The sequence below is a fragment of the Streptomyces montanus genome, from assembly GCF_005786655.1.
Classification (GTDB): Bacteria; Actinomycetota; Actinomycetes; order Streptomycetales; family Streptomycetaceae; genus Streptomyces; species Streptomyces sporangiiformans.
Genome location: NZ_VBZC01000088.1, coordinates 12,991 through 31,934 on the forward strand (window position 1 = coordinate 12,991; position 18,944 = coordinate 31,934).

The 18,944-nt window shown below is 70.2% G+C and carries 17 protein-coding genes, 1 tRNA gene and 1 pseudogene; 2 read left to right on the plus strand and 17 right to left on the minus strand.

Going from position 1 to position 18,944, the window contains the following annotated elements:
• Window positions 1–12: 12 nt before the first annotated feature.
• The 7 genes from FE633_RS43065 to FE633_RS43090 all read right to left on the minus strand — a co-directional run bounded on the left by FE633_RS43065 (window position 13) and on the right by FE633_RS43090 (window position 4,465).
• Window positions 13–85: transfer RNA gene (locus tag FE633_RS43065), tRNA-Ala, on the minus strand.
• A gap of 101 nt (window positions 86–186) precedes the next feature.
• The gene (locus FE633_RS43070) at window positions 187–879 is read right to left on the minus strand and encodes a histidine phosphatase family protein (protein ID WP_246114095.1); all 693 of its coding nucleotides are present in this window, start codon (window positions 877–879) and stop codon (window positions 187–189) included.
• A complete protein-coding gene (gene rsfS / locus FE633_RS43075; protein ID WP_138050619.1) occupies window positions 876–1,322 on the minus strand; it encodes a ribosome silencing factor in 447 nt (148 codons plus the stop codon). The genes FE633_RS43070 and rsfS overlap by 4 nt, the downstream gene beginning before the upstream one ends.
• 152 nt (window positions 1,323–1,474) lie before the next feature.
• Window positions 1,475–3,316 carry an LCP family protein gene (locus FE633_RS43080; protein ID WP_138050620.1) on the minus strand — a complete coding sequence of 614 codons (1,842 nt, stop codon included), beginning with the start codon at window positions 3,314–3,316 and terminating at the stop codon, window positions 1,475–1,477.
• A gap of 15 nt (window positions 3,317–3,331) precedes the next feature.
• Window positions 3,332–3,994 (minus strand): nicotinate-nucleotide adenylyltransferase, encoded by a 663-nt coding sequence (gene nadD / locus FE633_RS43085; protein ID WP_138050621.1) that lies wholly within the window; start codon window positions 3,992–3,994, stop codon window positions 3,332–3,334.
• Between the two features lie 47 nt (window positions 3,995–4,041).
• Window positions 4,042–4,206 (minus strand): hypothetical protein, encoded by a 165-nt coding sequence (locus FE633_RS47595; RefSeq protein ID WP_171060362.1) that lies wholly within the window; start codon window positions 4,204–4,206, stop codon window positions 4,042–4,044.
• Between the two features lie 103 nt (window positions 4,207–4,309).
• Window positions 4,310–4,465, minus strand: a complete 156-nt coding sequence (locus FE633_RS43090; RefSeq protein ID WP_138050622.1) for a hypothetical protein — start codon at window positions 4,463–4,465, stop codon at window positions 4,310–4,312.
• Window positions 4,466–4,554: 89 nt separating this feature from the next.
• Here FE633_RS43090 and FE633_RS43095 point away from each other — a divergent pair, with 89 nt between their 5' ends.
• Window positions 4,555–5,661 carry a M48 family metallopeptidase gene (locus tag FE633_RS43095; protein WP_171060363.1) on the plus strand — a complete coding sequence of 369 codons (1,107 nt, stop codon included), beginning with the start codon at window positions 4,555–4,557 and terminating at the stop codon, window positions 5,659–5,661.
• Between the two features lie 37 nt (window positions 5,662–5,698).
• Here the strand turns inward: FE633_RS43095 and FE633_RS43100 are convergent, their stop codons facing one another.
• The 5 genes from FE633_RS43100 to proB form a co-directional block, all read right to left on the minus strand.
• Window positions 5,699–6,766: an SCO2583 family membrane protein gene (locus FE633_RS43100; RefSeq protein WP_138050624.1), complete on the minus strand. Its 1,068-nt coding sequence runs from the start codon at window positions 6,764–6,766 to the stop codon at window positions 5,699–5,701.
• Between the two features lie 176 nt (window positions 6,767–6,942).
• On the minus strand, window positions 6,943–7,533 hold the full coding sequence (locus FE633_RS43105; protein ID WP_484422058.1) for an SCO2584 family spore wall biosynthesis protein: 591 nt from the start codon (window positions 7,531–7,533) through the stop codon (window positions 6,943–6,945).
• A gap of 98 nt (window positions 7,534–7,631) precedes the next feature.
• Window positions 7,632–8,918, minus strand: a complete 1,287-nt coding sequence (locus FE633_RS43110) for a glutamate-5-semialdehyde dehydrogenase (RefSeq protein WP_138050625.1) — start codon at window positions 8,916–8,918, stop codon at window positions 7,632–7,634.
• A 61-nt stretch (window positions 8,919–8,979) separates the two neighbouring features.
• Complete coding sequence (locus FE633_RS43115) at window positions 8,980–9,444, minus strand: hypothetical protein (protein WP_171060365.1); 465 nt, start codon at window positions 9,442–9,444, stop codon at window positions 8,980–8,982.
• A 156-nt stretch (window positions 9,445–9,600) separates the two neighbouring features.
• A complete protein-coding gene (gene proB / locus FE633_RS43120) occupies window positions 9,601–10,707 on the minus strand; it encodes a glutamate 5-kinase (protein WP_119102263.1) in 1,107 nt (368 codons plus the stop codon).
• Window positions 10,708–11,090: 383 nt separating this feature from the next.
• Here proB and FE633_RS43125 point away from each other — a divergent pair, with 383 nt between their 5' ends.
• Complete coding sequence (locus FE633_RS43125) at window positions 11,091–13,166, plus strand: hypothetical protein (protein ID WP_138050626.1); 2,076 nt, start codon at window positions 11,091–11,093, stop codon at window positions 13,164–13,166.
• A gap of 1,170 nt (window positions 13,167–14,336) precedes the next feature.
• Here FE633_RS43125 and obgE read toward each other — a convergent pair.
• The 5 genes and pseudogenes from obgE to FE633_RS43150 all read right to left on the minus strand — a co-directional run.
• Complete coding sequence (gene obgE / locus FE633_RS43130; protein WP_138050627.1) at window positions 14,337–15,773, minus strand: GTPase ObgE; 1,437 nt, start codon at window positions 15,771–15,773, stop codon at window positions 14,337–14,339.
• A 194-nt stretch (window positions 15,774–15,967) separates the two neighbouring features.
• A complete protein-coding gene (rpmA, locus tag FE633_RS43135; protein ID WP_119102266.1) occupies window positions 15,968–16,222 on the minus strand; it encodes a 50S ribosomal protein L27 in 255 nt (84 codons plus the stop codon).
• 14 nt (window positions 16,223–16,236) lie between these two features.
• Window positions 16,237–16,557 (minus strand): 50S ribosomal protein L21, encoded by a 321-nt coding sequence (rplU, locus tag FE633_RS43140; protein ID WP_119102267.1) that lies wholly within the window; start codon window positions 16,555–16,557, stop codon window positions 16,237–16,239.
• Between the two features lie 242 nt (window positions 16,558–16,799).
• Window positions 16,800–18,146, minus strand: a complete 1,347-nt coding sequence (locus FE633_RS43145; RefSeq protein ID WP_138050628.1) for a phospholipase D-like domain-containing protein — start codon at window positions 18,144–18,146, stop codon at window positions 16,800–16,802.
• 322 nt (window positions 18,147–18,468) lie between these two features.
• Window positions 18,469–18,944, minus strand: a pseudogene (locus FE633_RS43150) (Rne/Rng family ribonuclease); the annotation flags it as partial.

Below are 18,944 nucleotides of genomic sequence, written 5' to 3' on the forward strand. Positions count from 1 at the left end.
GTAGTGCTTCTGTGGAGCTAAGGAGATTTGAACTCCTGACCCCCTGCATGCCATGCAGGTGCTCTACCAACTGAGCTATAGCCCCTCACGTCCTCCCGCCCGGCGGGACGAACAAGAGGAACTTTAGCCTGCGACCAGCCGGAAAGTGAAATCCGGGCTTACGAGGCCCTGAGGGCCGGACAGGCCCTAGTCGTCGTCGCCCAGGACCGGCTCCGGCAGGGTGCCCGCGTTGTGTTCCAGGAGGCGCCAGCCGCGGGCGCCCTCGCCGAGGACGGACCAGCAGCAGTTGGACAGGCCGCCGAGGCTTTCCCAGTGATGGGCTTCGAGGCCGAGGAGGCGGCCGATGGTGGTGCGGATGGTGCCGCCGTGGCTGACCACCACGAGCGTGCCGTCGTCGGGGAGCTTCTCGGCGTGCCGGAGCACCACCGGGGCGGCGCGTTCGGCGACCTCGGTCTCCAGCTCTCCGCCGCCGCGGCGCACCGGTTCACCGCGCTTCCACGCCGCGTACTCGTCGCCGTGCCGCACGATGATCTCGTCGTGGGTCAGTCCCTGCCAGACGCCCGCGTACGTCTCGCGCAGGCCCTCGTCGTGCGTCACGTCGAGGGCCGTGAGGGCGGCCAGCTCGCCGGCGGTGTCGGCCGCCCGCTTCAGATCCGAGGCGACGATCGCGTCGGGGCGCAGGGAGGCGAGCAGCCGGGCGGCGCGGCGGGCCTGCCCGAGGCCGGCCTCGGTGAGCTCGACGTCCGTGGTGCCCTGGAAGCGGCGCTCCACATTCCAGGAGGTCTGGCCGTGGCGCCAGAGGATGATCCTGCGCCCCCGGCCGGGCTTCTTCACGACCTCGGACAGCGGCCTGCCGTCCGCCCCCGCCGCGCCGCTCAACGCAGCTCTCCGCCCACTTCGGCGGCGTCCTCCGCCTCCTGCAGCCGGGCGTGTTCCGCCGCCTTGCCACGGGTGGCCTTGGCGTCGTCGGGCAGGTCGAGCTCGGGGCAGTCCTTCCAGAGCCGCTCGAGGGCGTAGAAGACGCGCTCCTCGCTGTGCTGGACGTGCACCACGACGTCTACGTAGTCGAGCAGCACCCAGCGGGCCTCGCGGTCGCCCTCACGGCGCACCGGCTTGGCGTCGAGTTCCTTGTTCAGCCGCTCTTCGATCTCGTCGACGATCGACTTGACCTGGCGGTCGTTGGGCGCGGAGGCGAGCAGGAAGGCGTCCGTGATCGACAGCACGTCGCTGACGTCGTACGCGATGATGTCGTGCGCGAGCTTGTCGGCGGCCGCCTGTGCGGCGGTGGTGATGAGCTCGAGAGAGCGATCAGTGGCGGTCACTACAAGGCTTTCCGTCGGCGGTCAGGAGTCCCCAAGGGGTTACCCCCAAGGGTCTCACGGCCCGCCGACAGCACCCCACGTGATGAATGGATCACGGCGGACGGGTCACGCCCGAATGGCGGTGACCCCCCAAGAACCGCCACGAACCACCATCAACCTCCCGCCTTGTAGTTCTGGCCCAGGACCACCGACACGTCCTCGTTCGCCCCGGCCTTGCCCTTCTTCACGGAACTGGTCGGCAGCCCCAGCGTCTTGGCGACCTCCAGCGCGTCCTGTTTCTTGGCGTCGTCGGCGTATGTGACCTGAGACGCCGACTGGGCGGCACCGGCCGTGCCCGCGTCGGCGAAGGTGTAGCCGCCGTTGAGCAGCACGACCCGGGCCTGCTCCGTCGCGTCCTTGTCGCCGGTGGCGTTCCGGATGCCGACCCGGACGGCCGCGTCCTTCTCGGGGCTCTTCGCGGTCCCGCCGAGCACGTTCTTGACCACACTGGCACTCGCCTGGGCGCTCAGCCTGCCGTCCGACTGGACCGGCAGCAGGGTGGTCTTGTAGTCGCCGCCCTTGGCGTGGTCCGCGAGCTTGGCGAGGAAGGCGCCCAGGTCCTTGTCGGTCAGCGGGGGGTCGAGGATCTGCGCGAGCGTCTGCACGGTGGTCGTCGCGGCCTGCGGGTCCGACGACAACTTGCGCAGCACCCCCTGCATGACCTGCCCGAACCGCTCCAGCTGCGCGTTCTGCGGCTCCCCGGAGCCACGGTACGTGGCGTACGCGACGGCCATCTTGCCGCTCAGCGTCTGGTCCTCGCCCTTGTTGACGAGGGGGGCCTCGCCCTTCTTCTTGGCGTCCGGGTCCGGCACATTCGCGTTGGTGTCGATGTCGATGTTGCCGACGAGCTCGACCAGGTTGTTGAGGTACGGGGTGTCGAGGCGCCAGGAGCCCTCGATGTCCGTGCCGAGCACGGTGTCGAGCTCGTCGCTCGTCCCCGAGGAGCCGTCGTCGTCGACGGACTTGGCGAGCGTCGTCGTCGTGCCCTCCTCGTCCGTCAGGGCAAGGGAGTTGGGCAGCAGGACGGTGGCGCCCCGCTTCGTGGTGGTGTTGTTGACGAGCAGCGCCGTCGAGGTGCCGCCGCCCTTGGTGTTGTGCAGATGGACGACGAGCACGTCGCGGTTCTGGGCGCCGGCTGCGGCGGTCGTACCGCCGGACTCCGTGTCCGACGACACCCCGGGCAGCTTCCCCGCGTACCAGAGGTAGCCGGCGCCGCCGACGGCGACCAGGGCGAGCACGACGACCAGGGCGACGAAACGGCCGCGGGCCCGGCGCCGGGCCTCCTCGCGCCGCTCGGTGCGGTTCTCGGTGAAGTTCAGCCAGTCGATGACGTCTTCGGAGTCGCCGTCAGGATCCTCGACGAAGGCGAACTGCTCGGTGCGGTAGTCGCGGTCGGCCCGCGGCACGCCCGCCGATCGCTCGCCCCCCGGCCGCTCGGTCTGCGGCGGCCCGGTCGCCGACCGCTCCCCGGGCCCCGTCTGCTGCGGGATGCGGGCGGTCTGCCCTGCGGCCTGTTGCCGGGGGTAGGTGCTCTGCTCGGCGGTGCGGGGCTGCTGTCCGGTTCCCGTGCCCTGCCCGTAGGGATCGTACGCGGGCGGGGTCCCGCCCGGGGCACCGGCGCCGTACGTGTCGTATGTGTCGTACCTGTCGTAGGAGGAGACCCGCTGTTGCTGACCGCTGTCGTACGGCGGTGCGGGGTGCTGTTGCCCGGTCGCGTACGGGTCGTACCCGTACCCCTGCCGCTGGGAGCCGTAGGGGTCGTACGAGCCGTACTCCTGCTGACGCGGCGGCTGTTGAGGATGCGGCTGTCGAGGCTGCGGCCGCGGAGGCTGCGGTTGTTGGGACTGCGGCGGTCCGGGCTGCGGCACCTGCCGGTACACAGGCTGCCCGAACTCGTCGTAGCCGACGAGTTCGTACTGGTCGCCCCCGTACCCAGCGTCGTATCGATCGTTCACGGTGCCCCTCTCGGCTCAGTCGCCGCGGTACAGCTCACGCTTGTCGATGTAGCGCACCACACCGTCCGGCACCAGATACCAGACCGGATCGCCGTTGGCGACCCTGGCACGGCAGTCCGTGGACGAGATGGCGAGCGCGGGGACCTCGACGAGCGAGACACCGCCCTCCGGCAGCCCCGGATCGGTCAGCGCGTGGCCGGGCCGGGTGACACCGATGAAGTGCGCGAGGGAGAACAGCTCTGCGGCGTCGCGCCAGGTGAGGATCTGGGCGAGCGCGTCGGCCCCCGTTATGAAGAAGAGGTCCGTGTCGGGGTTGAGCGCGCGCAGATCGCGCAGCGTGTCCGTGGTGTACGTCGGGCCGCCACGGTCGATGTCGATGCGGCTCACCGAGAACTGCGGGTTCTCGGCGGTCGCGATGACCGTCATCAGATAGCGGTCCTCGGCCGGGGAGACCTTGCGGTCGGACTTCTGCCACGGCTGTCCGGTCGGCACGAACACCACCTCGTCGAGGTGGAACTGCGCGGCGACCTCACTGGCCGCGACGAGGTGGCCGTGGTGGATCGGATCAAACGTTCCGCCCATGACGCCGAGTCGGCGTTTGCCCGGATTCGACGGGCCGTGGGCCGGGTTGTTCGCCCGGCCACTCACCGGACCGATAGGCATGTCCTGCTCTCCCATGCGTGCAGACCCTACCGGCCCGGCCCCGGGGCCCCGGTGCGCGGGCGTCAGCGGTCCCGGTTGAAGCGAGTGGTGATCCACAGCAGCAGAAGCAGGATGAAGAGCGCGCCGCCGCCGGTCAGGTAGGGGCTGAGGCTCTCGTGGTTGCCGCCGTGCTCCTCGCCCTCTGCGGCGAGGGAGACCAACTGGGCAGCGGTGCTGTGGAAGCTCATCTTCGGCAGGACCTATCCGGTGTGGGCGGGATACAGACGTAAGGCCATCGTAAGCGGGGGCCGCGGACCGGATCACGTCGGCTCCGGGAACTTCGGACGAGGCTCAGTCGTCCCGCTTGTAGCCACGCAGCAGGAACCAGGCGGTCAGGACGCAGCCGAGGACCAGCACGATCAGCACGACACGGAGGAGATTCCCCGGCCCCTGCTGCTGTGCGGCGCTCGCGGCCTCGGTGAGCCAGGCTTCGGGGTTGTGCTCCATGGCGTGCGACTCCTTCGCTGTACTGCACGTCCACGGTATATCGGCCTAGGCTGGACCCCGCCTTGGGGGCACTGAAGGCAAACAGACGCATGGGGGACCACATGCCAGACGACAGCCACGAGAACGTACCGAGCAGGCAGCGCAGGCGCTTCGAGGGCATCTCCTCACGGGCGTACGAACATCCCGCGGACCGCTCGGCGCTGGTCGCCCTGCGCAAGCTCAGCGGCTTCGACACCGTCTTCAAGGCGCTCAGCGGACTGCTCCCGGAGCGCAGCCTGAGGCTGCTGTTCCTGTCCGACTCCGTACGGGTCTCGGACGCGCAGTTCGCGCACCTGAACGTCATGCTGCGGGACGCCTGCTACATCCTGGACCTGGAGAAGGTCCCGCCGATGTACGTCAACCAGGACCCGCAGCCGAACGCGATGTGCATCGGCCTCGACGAGCCGATCATCGTCGTCACCACCGGCCTGGTGGAGCTGCTCGACGAGGAGGAGATGCGGGCGGTCGTCGGCCACGAGGTGGGCCACGCCCTGTCCGGCCACTCCGTCTACCGCACGATATTGCTCTTCCTCACGAGCCTCGCGCTCCGCGTCGCCTGGATCCCGCTGGGCAACATCGCGATCATGGCCATCGTGACCGCCCTGCGCGAGTGGTTCCGCAAGTCGGAGCTGTCCGCGGACCGCGCCGGGCTCCTGGTCGGCCAGGATCTGCGGGCGTCGATGCGCGGCCTGATGAAGATCGCGGGCGGCAACCATCTGCACGAGATGAACGTCGACGCGTTCCTCGCCCAGGCCGAGGAGTACGAGGCCGGGGGCGACCTCCGCGACTCCGTGCTCAAGATCCTCAACGTCCTGCCCCGCTCCCACCCCTTCACCACCGTGCGGGCCGCCGAGCTGAAGAAGTGGGCCGAGTCCCGCGACTACCAGCGGATCATGGACGGTCACTACCCGCGACGCGACGAGGACCGGGACACCTCGGTCTCCGACTCCTTCCGCGAGTCGGCCTCCGCTTACGCCACCCACGTGCGCAGCTCCAAGGACCCGCTGATGAAGCTGGTCACCGACATCGCGGGCGGCGCGGGTGACCTCGGCGGCAGGGTCCGGCGCGGGTTCGGGGGCTTCGCGAGCGGCGGCACCCCCAAGGACCGGCCGCGAGACGACCGCCCCGACGACGAGAGCCCCAACGGCAGCAGCTGATCAGGGCCTGGGCCACGGCCGGGCTACGGACTGGCGATCACACCCGAGGCTGGGCGCTGGCCGCCAGCGACCCGCACAGGGCCGTGGTACCGCCCGTCGCGTACGGGTCGGTGCCGGCCGGTCCGCCCGCCTTGGCCGTCTCGCCCGCGAGCAGCGGGCGCAGATGGTCCGTGGCGTCCTCGGCGCAGGCCAGCGGCCCGGCCTGGACGTACGAGACGACGAGTTCCGTCTGGTGCGTCCGCAGGTCGTCGCGGTCGAAGCGGAAGTGCAGCTCACGCCGGACGGTGAACAGCGAGGCCTTGGCATCGTCGTCCGCACGGGTCGGCCGCAGCGCGTAGACGAAGGTGTGGTCTGAGGTGACCTCGAGGGTGTCGGCGTCGGTCTCGGCGGCCTGCAGCGTGCCCTGCACCCGGACCTTGGGGTCGGCCAGCTCGGCCTGGGACGGGTCGAAGCGGACCAGCCAGCCGGTGGGCGCGTGCCGCCCGTCCGCGACCGGGTGGTCGAAGCTCTGGTCGAACTGGTCGAGCTGCTGCGGATCGAGCAGGATCCGTACGGGCCGGACGCTGTCGCCGGTGAGCACCTGCGGGTCGAGCGAGGACTCGACGAGGTAGTCCTTCGCCGTGGTCAGGGCGGTGACGATCTGGCTGTCGGAGAAGTGGGCGGTGCGCCGGGAGGCGGGCATCGTGATGCCGTCGGCGCCGATGCGGAACTGCTGGGCCGGGCTGCGGGCGTACAGCTCCTCGGTGTCGGCGGTGCCCGGCACCGCGCTCTGCGGCGCGAGCGGTATCACCGTCATCCGCAGCGGCTCGGTCGGCTTCGCGGCGGGGGTCTGGTACGGATGGCGTACGCCCATGTAGATCGCGGTGCCGAAGGCGAGGGCGATCAGCAGGACCAGGAGCAGCGCCTGCCGGGACAGCCCGCGGCGCAGCGGCGCCCGGCGCCGTACGGCCGGGGCGTGGTCGTCGATGCGCTCCTGCGCGGAAAACTCCTGGAGGCGGGCAGCGCGGACGAACGACTCGTCGAAGACGACGGATCGGTACTCGTCCTCACCACCTCCAGGGGCACCCTCGGGTGCCCCCTCAGGTGGGTCTCCTGGCCCGCCCATACATTCAGGGTAGGTCTCTTGGACCTCTGGTAAACGCGGCGGTGCACGACAAGTTCTGACAGGTTCTCACCAGGAATTGCCCAGGATTCCCAGCCTGTCCCCCGGCCGCGGGGCAGGGCCCGGGACCCGGTCCGGTCCCGTTCTGGTCCCGGCCTGGCCCTGGTCCGGCCCCGGTCTCACGGGGTACGCGGTACCGCCGAGACGGGTGGCTGGGAGTAGTCCGCCGAGGCCGAGGGGCCTGTCGAGCCGCCCTGGTCGACGCCGGTCGAGGCGGGGGGCGGAACCGGTTCCTCGCGGCTGGAGGAGGCGCCCCGGTAGACCGCCGTGAAGGCGAGCGCGACCATGCCGATGCCCATCACCAGGGCGAGCATCCAGGCGACGGGGCGGTGCCAGCGGACCTGCTTCCCGTACGTCCCCGGGCCTCCGTAGCCACCGTGGATGATGTCGCGGTCGTCGAGGTCGTCCAGCTCCGGATCGTGGCCGAAATCACCCAGGCCGTCGGGGCCGAACCCGTCGTCGTAGCGCTCGTCGTCGTGTGGGCCCCGGGTGCGTCCCCGGCGTGCCGCCTCGGCCTCGGAGGCCTCGGCGCGGGCCTGGGCGGCGGCGAGGAGACGCTCGACGGCGGTCGGTTCGTGGACCGTGGCCGCCCGTACGAAGTCCTCGTCGAAGACCACGGAGGCGAACTCTTCGTCCGCGCCTCCGCGGTCGCGCTCGTCGTCGGGCTCCCAGCCGTCAGGGAACGGCGTGCCCCCCACGTCCTCCGGCACGGATCCAGAGTAGACCGGGGGTGTCATTTTGGGCAGACGGTAAGGAAATTCATCCGCCTGACGAGACGACTTCTTAGGGGATTCCTCGGGGCCCGCGCTCAGCGTCGGATGTGCCCGTCCCCCGTGACGATGTACTTCGTGCTCGTCAGCTCCGGCAGCCCCATCGGCCCCCGCGCGTGCAGCTTCTGCGTGGAGATGCCGATCTCGGCGCCGAAGCCGAACTGGCCGCCGTCCGTGAAGCGCGTGGACGCGTTCACGGCGACCGTCGTGGAATCGACCAGTTGGGTGAAGCGGCGGGCCGCCTGCTGCGAGGTGGTGACGATCGCCTCGGTGTGGCCGGAACTCCACAGCCGGATGTGCGCCACGGCCTTGTCGAGCGAGTCGACGACGGCGGCGGCGATGTCGTACGAGAGGTACTCGGTGTCCCAGTCGTCGGTGGTGGCCTCGACGACGGTGGCCTTGGAGTCCTTGGCGTACGCGAGCACGCGCTCGTCGGCGTGCACGGTGACCCCGGCCTCCGCGAGGGCGTCCAGGGCGCGCGGCAGGAACTCGGCGGCGATGTCCTGGTGCACCAGCAGTGTCTCGGCGGCGTTGCACACGCTGGGCCGCTGGGCCTTGGAGTTGATGAGGATCTCGATCGCCATGTCGAGGTCGGCCCGGGCGTCGACGTACACGTGGCAGTTGCCGGTGCCGGTCTCGATGACCGGGACGGTGGACTCCTGCACGACCGTGCGGATCAGCGAGGCGCCGCCGCGCGGGATCAGCACGTCGACCAGGCCGCGGGCGCGCATCAGCTCACGTACGGACTCCCGGCTCTCGCCCGGGACGAGCTGCACGGCGTCGGCGGGCAGGCCCGAGCCGCCGACGGCGTCGCGCAGCACGCGCACCAGAGCGGTGTTGGACTCGTACGCGGAGGACGAGCCGCGCAGCAGCACCGCGTTGCCGGACTTCAGGCAGAGGGCGGCGGCGTCGACCGTGACGTTCGGGCGGGCCTCGTAGATGATCCCGACGACGCCGAGCGGGACACGGACCTGACGCAGATCGATGCCGTTCGGGAGCGTCGAGCCGCGGACGACCTCGCCGACCGGGTCGGGCAGCGCCACGACGTCGCGCACGTCGGAGGCGATGGCGCGGATCCGCTCCGGAGTGAGTGTGAGGCGGTCGATGATGGCCTCGCTGGTGCCTGCCTCGCGGGCGCGCGCGATGTCCTTGGCGTTGGCCTCGACGATCTCGCTCGTACGGACCTCCAGCGCGTCCGCGATGGCGAGCAGCGCGTCGTCCTTCTCGGCCCGCGGCAGCGGGGCGAGGTCGGCGGCGGCGGACTTGGCCCGGTAGGCGGCCTGGGTGACCGGGGACATCGAGTCGTACGGCGAGAGCGAGGTCATGTGGGCAGCGTAATGCGCTGGCACGCGCAGTCCAGCCGCTGTTTCAAACCCCGAGACACGCTCAAAAGGGGTGAACTCCTACTGGGGTCGCCGGCAGCGGGCCGTAGCCCTCGGCGATCCGCTGGTGGTAGGTCTCGCGGTCGATGACCTCCAGGCCGACGATCTCCCAGGGCGGCAGCTTCGCGGTCTGCCGGTGCTCGCCCCACAGGCGCAGCGCGACCGCTGCCGCGTCGTGCAGGTCGCGGGCCTCCTCCCAGTAGCGGATCTCCGCGTGATCGCCCGCGTACCGGCTGGTCAGCAGAAAGGGATGGTCGTGGGCGAGCTGTTCGAGCGATCGCCTGACCTCCTTCAGCGGAGCCTCGTCACCCGAGACGCTCAGTGTGACGTGCCACAGCCTCGGCAGGTCCTGCGGTTCCTCGCCCTCGTAGGTGTCTCCGGCCGCGACGCTGGTGAGGGCCCGCTCCTCGCCGGGCGCGCGCGAGGTGGCACCACCGCGGGCCGCCGCACCGGGGCGCACTCGTCTCACGACGGCCTCCTTTACCCAATGGGTCCTGTACGCAATGATCCTGAAAACCGGGTCCTGAAACTCGGAGTCTCCCTGGAACAAAGTTGAGCAGGTGGCGTGGCTCCGTGTGGCGGTTTTACTCAACGTCTCCCGGCACGAGGCGACCCTTTCGGCCGTTTACGGGTGCAGCAGGACCAGATCGTCCCTGTGTACGACCTCGCGTTCGTACGCGGGCCCCAGCTCGGCGGCCAGCTCGCGCGTGGAGCGGCCGATCAGTTGGGGGATCTCCTTGGCGTCGAAGTTGACGAGTCCCCGCGCGACCGCCCGGCCCGTGCTGTCACGCAGCTCGACGGGGTCGCCGGCGCTGAACTCGCCCTCGACCGCTGCGATGCCCGCGGGCAGCAACGACTTGCGGCCCTCGACGACCGCGCGCACCGCCCCGTCGTCGAGTGTGAGCGCGCCCTGGGGGGTCGACGCGTGCTGGAGCCACAGCAGGCGGTCGGCGGAGCGGCGGCCTGTGGCGTGGAAGTACGTGCCGGTGTCCCGCCCCGCGAGGGCGTCGGCGACGTGCACGGCGGAGGTGAGCACCACGGGGATGCCGGCCGCCGCCGCGATACGGGCCGCCTCGACCTTGGTCACCATGCCGCCGGTGCCGACGCCGGCCCGGCCCACGCTGCCGATCTCGACGTGCGCGAGGTCCGCCGGAGTGCGCACTTCCGCTATCCGCGACGTACCGGGCCTGCTGGGGTCGCCGTCGTAGACCCCGTCCACGTCGGAGAGCAGGACCAGCAGATCGGCGCGTACGAGATGGGCGACGAGCGCGGCGAGCCGGTCGTTGTCGCCGAAGCGGATCTCGTCCGTGGCAACCGTGTCGTTCTCGTTGACGACCGGCAGGGCGCCCATCGCGAGAAGCTTGTCGAGCGTGCGCTGGGCGTTGCGGTGGTGGGCGCGGCGGCTCATGTCGTCGCTGGTGAGCAGAACCTGGCCGACACGGACGCCGTAGCGCGCGAGGGAGGCCGCGTAGCGTGCCACCAGCAGGCCCTGGCCGACGCTGGCGGCGGCCTGCTGCCGGGCCAGGTCCTTGGGGCGGCGGCGCAGGCCCAGCGGGGCGAGACCGGCGGCGATGGCACCGGACGAGACGAGGACGATCTCCTTCTCGCCTCCGCTGCGGCTCTTGGCGAGCACGTCCACCAGAGCGTCCACGCGGTCCGCGTCCAGGCCTCCGGACGCGGTGGTGAGGGACGAGGAACCCACCTTGACGACGATCCTGCGCGCTTCCGCCACGCCCTGTCTTGCCGATGACACGCGCTTCCCCAATGTTCCGACCAGCTGTTCCGACCAGCCCAGTCTCTGCAATCTACGGGAGAGGGGTCACCGGACGCCGCCGCATTTCGAGGGGCGGACGGATCAGGTGACGCCGGACGACCGGGCGATCAAGGAGACGATGGCAGGAGGCGGACAAGGAGGGATCGAGGGAAGACGGAAAAGGCACGTCACAGGTTCACCGCAGTTTCGTCCGGTATTCTCCGGTTGCTCCCACCGTAGATTGCTTGGCGGGCCGCAGTAGTCATACGGTCAGGGGTCAGTCTCTCGTTTACGACCTTCCACGAGACGCCAACCTCCCCTGGTTTCCCCCCATCCACCGTATTCCCGCAGGAGCCCATTCCGTGCCCTCCGCCGGACTCGCCCCCCGCCGCATCGTGCAGCTCTCCGCGCTGCTGTCGATGTTCGCGCTCTTCACGGCCCAGATCGTTTCCGCGCTGCTGCCGAACGTCCCGGTGTTCGTCGCCGCGAGCGCGGGCGGCCTCGCCCTCGACGTATACCTGCAGTACCGGAACCCCGGGCTGCTCTCCCTCCTGGGCAAGGTCCGCTTCGACGTCACGTTCCGGCAGCTGCTGCGCGACATGCTGATCCTCGTGGGCCTCCTGCGGATCGACGGCATCGACCCGACGAGCGAGCAGGCACCGCTCCTGGTCGCCCTGTGCGCCTTCTACGCCCTGCACTTCGCCTGCCAGGCCGCCGCGGTGCTGGTCCGCCGGTCCCGTACGCTGCCGATCGTCACGCGCAACATCGACGCGTCCGCGCTGAACCTGACCGCCGCGCCGCCGCGCATCCTGGCCCGCCGCCAGAGCCACCGGCTGCTCGCCTTCTCCATCCCGGCCACGGTCGGTCTGCTGCTCACCGCGGCCACCACGGACGCGTACTGGGGCGGCATCGGCGTCGCCGCCGCCATCGCGCTGGTCGGCAGCGGTACGGCGTACCTCGCCACCTGGCTGCTCCCCAAGAAGCGGGCCAAGAACGACCAGAAGGTCATGGAGTGGCTGGACGAGTGGCTGGACGACTACCAGCCGACGGTGGCCATGTACTTCTCGGGCGGTACCACCTCCGCGTACCAGGCGAACATGTGGCTCTCCACGCTCTCCTCGATCGAGGCGAAGCCGCTGATCGTGCTGCGTGAGCGCTTCATGGTGCAGAAGATCGACGCCACGGACGTACCGATCATCTGCTTCCCGAAGGTGTCGACGATGTTCTCGCTGGAGAACTCGACGCTGAAGATGATCCTGCACCCGGCCAACGCCGCGAAGACCTCGCAGGTCCTGCGCATCCCCACGATCAAGCACGCCTTCATCAACCACGGCGAGAGCGACAAGCTGTCCTCCTGCAACCCCTACGCGAAGGCGTACGACGAGGTGTGGGTGGCCGGTCCCGCGGCGCGCGAGCGGTACGCGCTGGCCGAGGTCGGCGTCGAGGACAAGGACATCGTGGAGGTCGGCCGCCCGCAGCTCGCGCCGATCCGCCCCTACTCGGGCGCGCCCACGGGCACGTACACGACGGTGCTGTACGCCCCCACCTGGGAGGGCTGGGACGGCAACCCCGGGAACACGTCGGTGGTCCTGGCCGGCGAGAACATGGTGCGGCGGCTGCTGGAGGACGACGGCGTACGGCTCCTCTACAAGCCGCACCCGATGACCGGTTCCGTCGACCCGCGCGCGGGGGCGGCCAACGCGCGCATCAAGGCGATGATCATCGAGGCCAACAGCAAGCGGTCGGGGGCCCGGCCGGACGCGGGGGCCGCGGAGGAACTGGCGCGCCGCGCCGCCGAGTTGCACCAGCTGACCTCGATGTCCTTCCGGTCCAGCGCGGACGAAATGGAGCGGATACTGCTCCAGGGCACGCCGCGAGGTGACCGCCAGGCCGCCATCGCCGAGGCCACGCTGGCCTGGGAGAAGGCGTACTGGGCGTCCTTCCCGGAGTGGGAGCACCAGATCATCACGGACGCGCGTCCCGCGATCTTCGCCTGCTTCAACCAGGCGGACCTGCTGATCAGCGATGTCTCGTCGGTGGTCTCCGACTGGCTGACGAGCGAGAAGCCGTACGCCGTCGCCAACACCTCGGGGATGCCCGAGGCGGCCTTCCGCGCGAACTTCCCGACGGTGTCCGCGGGCTTCATCCTCACGCCTGAGGCCGACGGGGTGCCGATGCTGCTGGACGCGGTGCGCCACCCGGAGAAGGACCACTTCACCGCGGCCCGCGCCGAGCTCAAGGAGCACCTGCTCGGCCCGTCCGACCCGCCGTCCCTGGCCCGCTTCAACGCCGCGATCGACGCCCTGTGCACCAAGGCCGACGAGCGCCGCCTCCGCATGGAGTCCCGCCTCGCCGCGGAAATCCCCTCCCCGCGCTCCGCCGCGCACGACGAATCCTCCCAGGACTCGAACGACGCGGAGGACTCCGTCAACGCGTAACCCCAGCACGAGTCGGGGCCCCGTGAGATCACTCCCGGGGCCCCAAATTTTTGACCCCTCCGACGTCGGAGGAGCGGTGGTCGGGGCAAGCCCCCGCCCCCCGCTCAAGGGCGAAGCCCCTCGACGGGGGTCCGGGGCAGAGCCCCCTGGCGGGGGTCCGGGGCAGAGCTCCTTGACCGGGGATCCGGGGCAGAGCCCCCTGGCGGGGGCCCGGGGGCGAGGGCCCGGGGCCTCCGGCGGGGGCCCGGACGGCCAACAGCAAGCATCCCCGGCGACCTCCGGCGAGGGACCGGGGCGCAGCCCCCCGACGGGAGCCCGGGACAGAGCCCTCACCAGCTCCCAGACAGCCGCCAACAAGCATCCCCAGCAACCTCCAGCGACGGACCGGGACGCAGCCCCCCGACGGAAGCCCAGGACAGAGCCCTCACCCAGCTCGCAGCCACCGACAAGCATCCCCAGCAACCTCCAGCGACGGACCGGGACGCAGCCCCCCGACGGAAGCCCAGGACAGAGCCCTCACCAGCTCCCAGGCAGCCGCCAACAAGGGTCCTGGGCGGCGGCTGGCGAGGGCCCTGGGCGACCCCGGCAAGGAGTCCCGGGCCCCCGGCGAGGGTCCTGGGCGAAGCCCGCCAGTGGTGTCTGGGCGCAGCCCCTGCTGAGGGGCCGGGGCGCAGCCCCCTGGCGGGCTCCGGGGCGCAGCCCCTGACGAGGCCCCTGGGCAGAGCCCCTCGGCAGTGGTTCAGGGCAGAGTCCCCCTGAGCGGGTCCGGGGCAGAGCCCCACGGCGGGATCCAGGGTGGGCGAAGCCCCTGGCGAGAGCCCGGGGCTTCGCCCCCGCCCCAGGGGCGAGAGTCCCCAAGCAGAGCCCCACCCCGGCGCAGGTCCGACGGAGCCCTTCCGGCGGCGTGCGGGGCGAAGCTCCCGGTGAGGACTCCCGCGAGAGACCCGAGCAGAGCCCCTGGCGCGCCGGTGCCCCGGAACCCTTCGGCGGGATCCGGGGCGCAGCCCCCAGGGAGGGCAAGGGGCGCAGGCCCGGCGGGGTCCAGGGCTGAGCCCTCAGGAAAGGGCCGTGTGAGGCCCCTGCTCCCGGCGGGGTTCAGGGGGCAGAGCCCCCTGGCAGGGTCTGGGGTGGGGCCCCAGGGAGGCGGGTGGGCAGGGCCCAGGGGGTGGGTTAGAAGGGCTCGAAGTCGTCGTACTCTCGGTCCGCCTCGTCGTGCTCCGCCTGGCGGTCGCGGCGGCGCTGGGCGGCGGGGCGGGGGGCCTCGAAGCGGTGGTCCTCGCCTCGGCGGCCGAGCATCTCCGCGCCGGCCATGACCGTGGGCTCCCAGTCGAAGACGACGGCGTTCTCCTCGGGGCCGATGGCCACGCCGTCACCCGTGCGGGCGCCCGCCTTCATCAGCTCCTCCTCGACGCCGAGGCGGTTGAGCCGGTCGGCGAGGTAGCCGACGGCCTCGTCGTTGCTGAAGTCGGTCTGGCGGACCCAGCGTTCGGGCTTCTCGCCGCGTACGCGGAAGAGACCGTCCTGCTCGCGTACGACCGTGAAGCCCGCGTCGTCCACCGCCTTCGGGCGGATGACGATCCGGGTCGCCTCCTCCTTCGGCTTCGCCGCGCGCGCCTTGGCCACCAGGTCGGCGAGGGCGTACGACAGCTCCTTGAGGCCCGTGTGCGCCACCGCCGACACCTCGAAGACGCGGTAACCGCGCTCCTCCAGGTCCGGCCGCACCATCTCGGCGAGGTCCTTGCCGTCCGGTACGTCGATCTTGTTGAGGACGGCGATGCGGGGCCGGTTGTCGAGGCCGCCGTACTGCTTCAGCTCCTCCTCGATGATGTCGAGGTCGGAGACCGGGTCACGCTCGGATTCAAGGGTCGCCGTGTCCAGCACATGGACGAGCACACTGCAGCGCTCGACGTGGCGCAGGAACTCCAGCCCCAGGCCCTTGCCCTGGCTCGCCCCGGGAATCAGGCCCGGCACATCCGCGATCGTGTAGACCGTCGCGCCCGCCGTCACCACGCCCAGGTTCGGCACGAGGGTGGTGAAGGGGTAGTCCGCGATCTTCGGCTTCGCGGCGGACAGGACCGAGATCAGGGACGACTTGCCCGCGCTGGGGTAGCCGACCAGCGCCACGTCCGCGACCGTCTTCAGTTCCAGGACGATGTCCTGCAGGTCACCGGGCACCCCGAGCAGCGCGAACCCGGGAGCCTTGCGGCGGGCCGAGGCCAGCGCCGCGTTCCCGAGGCCGCCACGGCCGCCCTGCGCGGCCACGTACGCCGTGCCGTGCCCGACGAGGTCCGCGAGCACATTGCCCGCCCTGTCCAGCACGACCGTGCCGTTCGGGACCGGCAGGATCAGGTCCTGGCCGTCCTTGCCGGAACGGTTGCCACCCTCACCGGGCTTGCCGCTGGTGGCCTTGCGGTGCGGGGAGTGGTGGTAGTCGAGGAGCGTGGTGACGGACTGGTCCACGACCAGGATCACATCACCGCCGCGGCCGCCGTTGCCGCCGTCGGGGCCGCCCAGCGGCTTGAACTTCTCCCGGTGCACGGAGGCACAGCCGTGGCCTCCGCTACCCGCGGCGACATGCAGCTCGACGCGGTCCACGAAGGTGGTCATGGTGGGGTGCCTCCAGCACTTCGGCTACGTACGGATCGTACGGAATGGTTCTTCACGTACGGATTTGGTTCTTCAGTACCTCAGACCTCAGTACCGCGTACGTCCGTACTGCAGTACCTCGTCCGATGACAACAATGCGAAAGGCGGACCCGCTTCCCGTACGGGAAGTGAGGTCCGCCTCGCGAAAGATCCGGTCAGGCGACCGGAACGATGTTCACGACCTTGCGGCCACGGCTGGTGCCGAACTCCACCGCACCGGCGTCCAGCGCGAACAGCGTGTCGTCCTTGCCACGGCCGACGCCCGAACCGGGGTGGAAGTGGGTGCCACGCTGGCGGACCAGGATCTCACCGGCGTTGACGAGCTGACCGCCGAAGCGCTTCACGCCGAGCCGCTGAGCGTTGGAGTCGCGACCGTTCCGGGTGGACGATGCGCCCTTCTTGTGTGCCATCTCTCCTCAGTCCCTTACTTCGCAGCCGCGGGGATCTCAGTGACCTTGATCGCCGTGTACTGCTGGCGGTGGCCCTGACGACGGCGGTAGCCGGTCTTGTTCTTGTAGCGAAGGATGTCGATCTTCGCGCCCTTGTGGTGGTCCACGATTTCGGCCTGGACCTTGATCCCGGCAAGCACCCACGGGTCGCTGGTGACAGCGTCACCGTCGACAACGAGCAGGGTCGAGAGCTCGACCGTGTCGCCGACCTTGGCAGTGGAAATCTTGTCAACCTCAACGATGTCGCCCACAGCAACCTTGTGCTGGCGACCACCGCTGCGCACGATGGCGTACACGCGGATCTCTCTCTCGCTCGATTCGGAATCCCCGCAGTCCAGCCGCCCGCAGCGCAGGCGGCCTCTCCCAGGGCGCGAGGCACCGGGAGGAAGAGGTTTACGGGGATGCGGCATGTCGACGAAACACACCGAGGGTCAAGGTTACGGGGCCCCGACCTGGGGGTCAAACCAGGCCCGGAAACCCAGGCCGCCGCCGCTCGCCCGCGACCTCAAGGCGCCCCGCGACAAGGCGCCCCGCGACCTCAAGGCGTCGGCTTCTCGCCGTCCGGGGGCAGCGGCTTCACGCCCTTGCACAGGTCCGTGGTGTCCGCCGTGCCGGGGTAGGCGACCCTGGTCACCCGGTCGAAGTGGGCCTTGTACATGTCGTGCACGGCATCGTCGTCGACCTTCACGATCGACTCGTCGTTCTCGCGCAGGGCCGGCCCCGTGTAGTTGCCGGACCCCGTGAAGCTGACCTTGTTCCGCACGCCGTCGTACATGCCGTCGATGAGGATGTACTTGGAGTGGATGATGTACGGCGTCGTCAGCTTCTGGCCGGGGTTCATCGGGTCCCGGTCGTCGTTGTAGCAGCGCACGGTCGGACCGCCGGAGGTGTGCATCTTCTCCCAGGTACCCGCGGTGCCGGAACTCTTCACGCTGTCGCTCTCGGCGTACACGATGCTCACCGAGCAGCCCGCCTTCTTCAGCGAGACGAGCTTCTCAGCGATCGCGAGGCGGGTGATCTTGAAGATCGACACCCGGACCGCGGTCGACCGTGTGACGCCCGCGGTGTCCTGGTACTTGCACGTGACGTTGTCGAGCACCGAGTACACCGTGTCGGTGTCCCGGGTGTTGCCGGCCCGCGGGAAGAAGTACGCCTTGTAGAGGCCGTTGCTCACCGTGCGGTAGTTCCAGGACTGCCAGTCCCGCGTGGTCATCGTGTCGAAGTAGTCCGAGTACGCCTCGTACATCGTCGGGTTGTTCGGCAGCAGCAGCGCGTCGTTGAAGAACTTGGTGTGCGCGGAGGGCGTCGAGTTCGACGTGGTCTCCACGACCACATCCGTGGCGCCCTGCACGGCCGAGAACAGCCAGAACTTGTTGTGCATGATCGACTGCCCGTACTTCGGGTCGCCGAGGCAGGACTTGTCCACGGGGCAGGTCGTGACGTACGAGCCCTTCGTACGGTCGGTGCCGAGCGCCGAGGCGAGCGTGCTGTACGCGGTGTTGGTGGGGCGGTCGCTGATGCTGGACTCGTCGAGGAGGATCTTCACGTTCACGCCGCGGTTCTTGGCCTCCACCAGCGCGTTGACGACCGAGGCCTCCCAAACGTGGTAGACCGCGACCTTGACGGTGGAGCCGGGCAGCGCGGCGTTGGTCAGCTCGATCAGCCGGGTGCGGATCGCGAGCTGTTCGTCGCTGGTGCCGAGCGGGTCGTTGAAGATCGGGCCCTCGGTCCAGGTCGGGTTGTCCACGGCCTGCGCCGTACCCGCCGACACCGCCTGGACGCCCGCCGCGGACAGCACTGTGGCCAGTGCCACGGCCTGACGCCCGCCCTTGACCGGCTTCACAGCACGGTGCCGCCCACTGCCTTTCAGGCGCACGCGCGCCATGAGGTCCCCCTCCCCGTGACGCGAGCGCACGTTCTCCCCAACGCGCACCCGCGTGTTCATACCTATGACTCGATGAGTTTTACAGGTAGTCGACCGGGTTCCAAGAGGCGGGTGCGTGTTGTGATATCGGCGATACCTTTGAAAACGCGCCAGGGCACGCCAAACAGGGCGAAACGTAAGGGAGTTCGGGGGGGAGTTCGAGAGGTGGTTCGGGTACGCCGACGCCCCCTGACCGGCGGATTCAGCGCCGGTCAGGGGGCGTCGGCAGAGGCGGTTCAGACCTCGTCGGTCGAGGGGTTCAGACCTCGTCCGTCAAAACGGTTCAGTCCTCGTCGGTTGCGGCCGTGACGGACGACGGCATCTGCTGCGTCGCCGCCGCGGTCTTCTTCGACGCCGACTTGGACGCCGACTTCGCGGCCGTCTTGGTGGTCTTCGCCGCCTTCTTGGCCGTGACCTTCTTCGCGGCGGTCTTCTTGGCCGCCGTCTTGGCCGTCGTCTTCTTGGCGGCGGCCTTCTTCGCCGTCGCCTTCTTGGCCGTCTTACGGGCCGTCTTCTTGGCCGGAGCCTCTCCCTCGGCCTCCGCATCGGCAGCCGTTTCGGCAGCCGTTTCGGTGGCCGTATCGGTGGCCGTATCGGCGGCCTCCGCCGGCGCCGAGGCGACGACCACCACGGCCGTCTCCTCCGGTGCCGTGGGCGCGGTGGCCTTACGGACCGCACGGCGGCGCGGGCGGGCCGGAGCGGCGCTGTCGGCGGCGGGCTCGGGCTCCGGCGTGGGCTCGGGCTCGGCGGCGACGGGCG

What these genes read in the sequence shown, in the direction of transcription:
- FE633_RS43100 (WP_138050624.1), bottom strand. Translation starts at nt 6,766, where the DNA reads ATGGGCGGGCCAGGAGACCCACCTGAGGGGGCACCCGAGGGTGCCCCT.
- rpmA (WP_119102266.1), bottom strand. Translation starts at nt 16,222, where the DNA reads ATGGCACACAAGAAGGGCGCATCGTCCACCCGGAACGGTCGCGACTCC.
- FE633_RS43090 (WP_138050622.1), bottom strand. Translation starts at nt 4,465, where the DNA reads ATGGAGCACAACCCCGAAGCCTGGCTCACCGAGGCCGCGAGCGCCGCA.
- nadD (WP_138050621.1), bottom strand. Translation starts at nt 3,994, where the DNA reads ATGGGAGAGCAGGACATGCCTATCGGTCCGGTGAGTGGCCGGGCGAAC.
- FE633_RS43095 (WP_171060363.1), top strand. Translation starts at nt 4,555, where the DNA reads ATGGGGGACCACATGCCAGACGACAGCCACGAGAACGTACCGAGCAGG.
- FE633_RS47595 (WP_171060362.1), bottom strand. Translation starts at nt 4,206, where the DNA reads ATGAGCTTCCACAGCACCGCTGCCCAGTTGGTCTCCCTCGCCGCAGAG.
- obgE (WP_138050627.1), bottom strand. Translation starts at nt 15,773, where the DNA reads ATGACCACCTTCGTGGACCGCGTCGAGCTGCATGTCGCCGCGGGTAGC.
- FE633_RS43145 (WP_138050628.1), bottom strand. Translation starts at nt 18,146, where the DNA reads ATGGCGCGCGTGCGCCTGAAAGGCAGTGGGCGGCACCGTGCTGTGAAG.
- FE633_RS43110 (WP_138050625.1), bottom strand. Translation starts at nt 8,918, where the DNA reads ATGACCTCGCTCTCGCCGTACGACTCGATGTCCCCGGTCACCCAGGCC.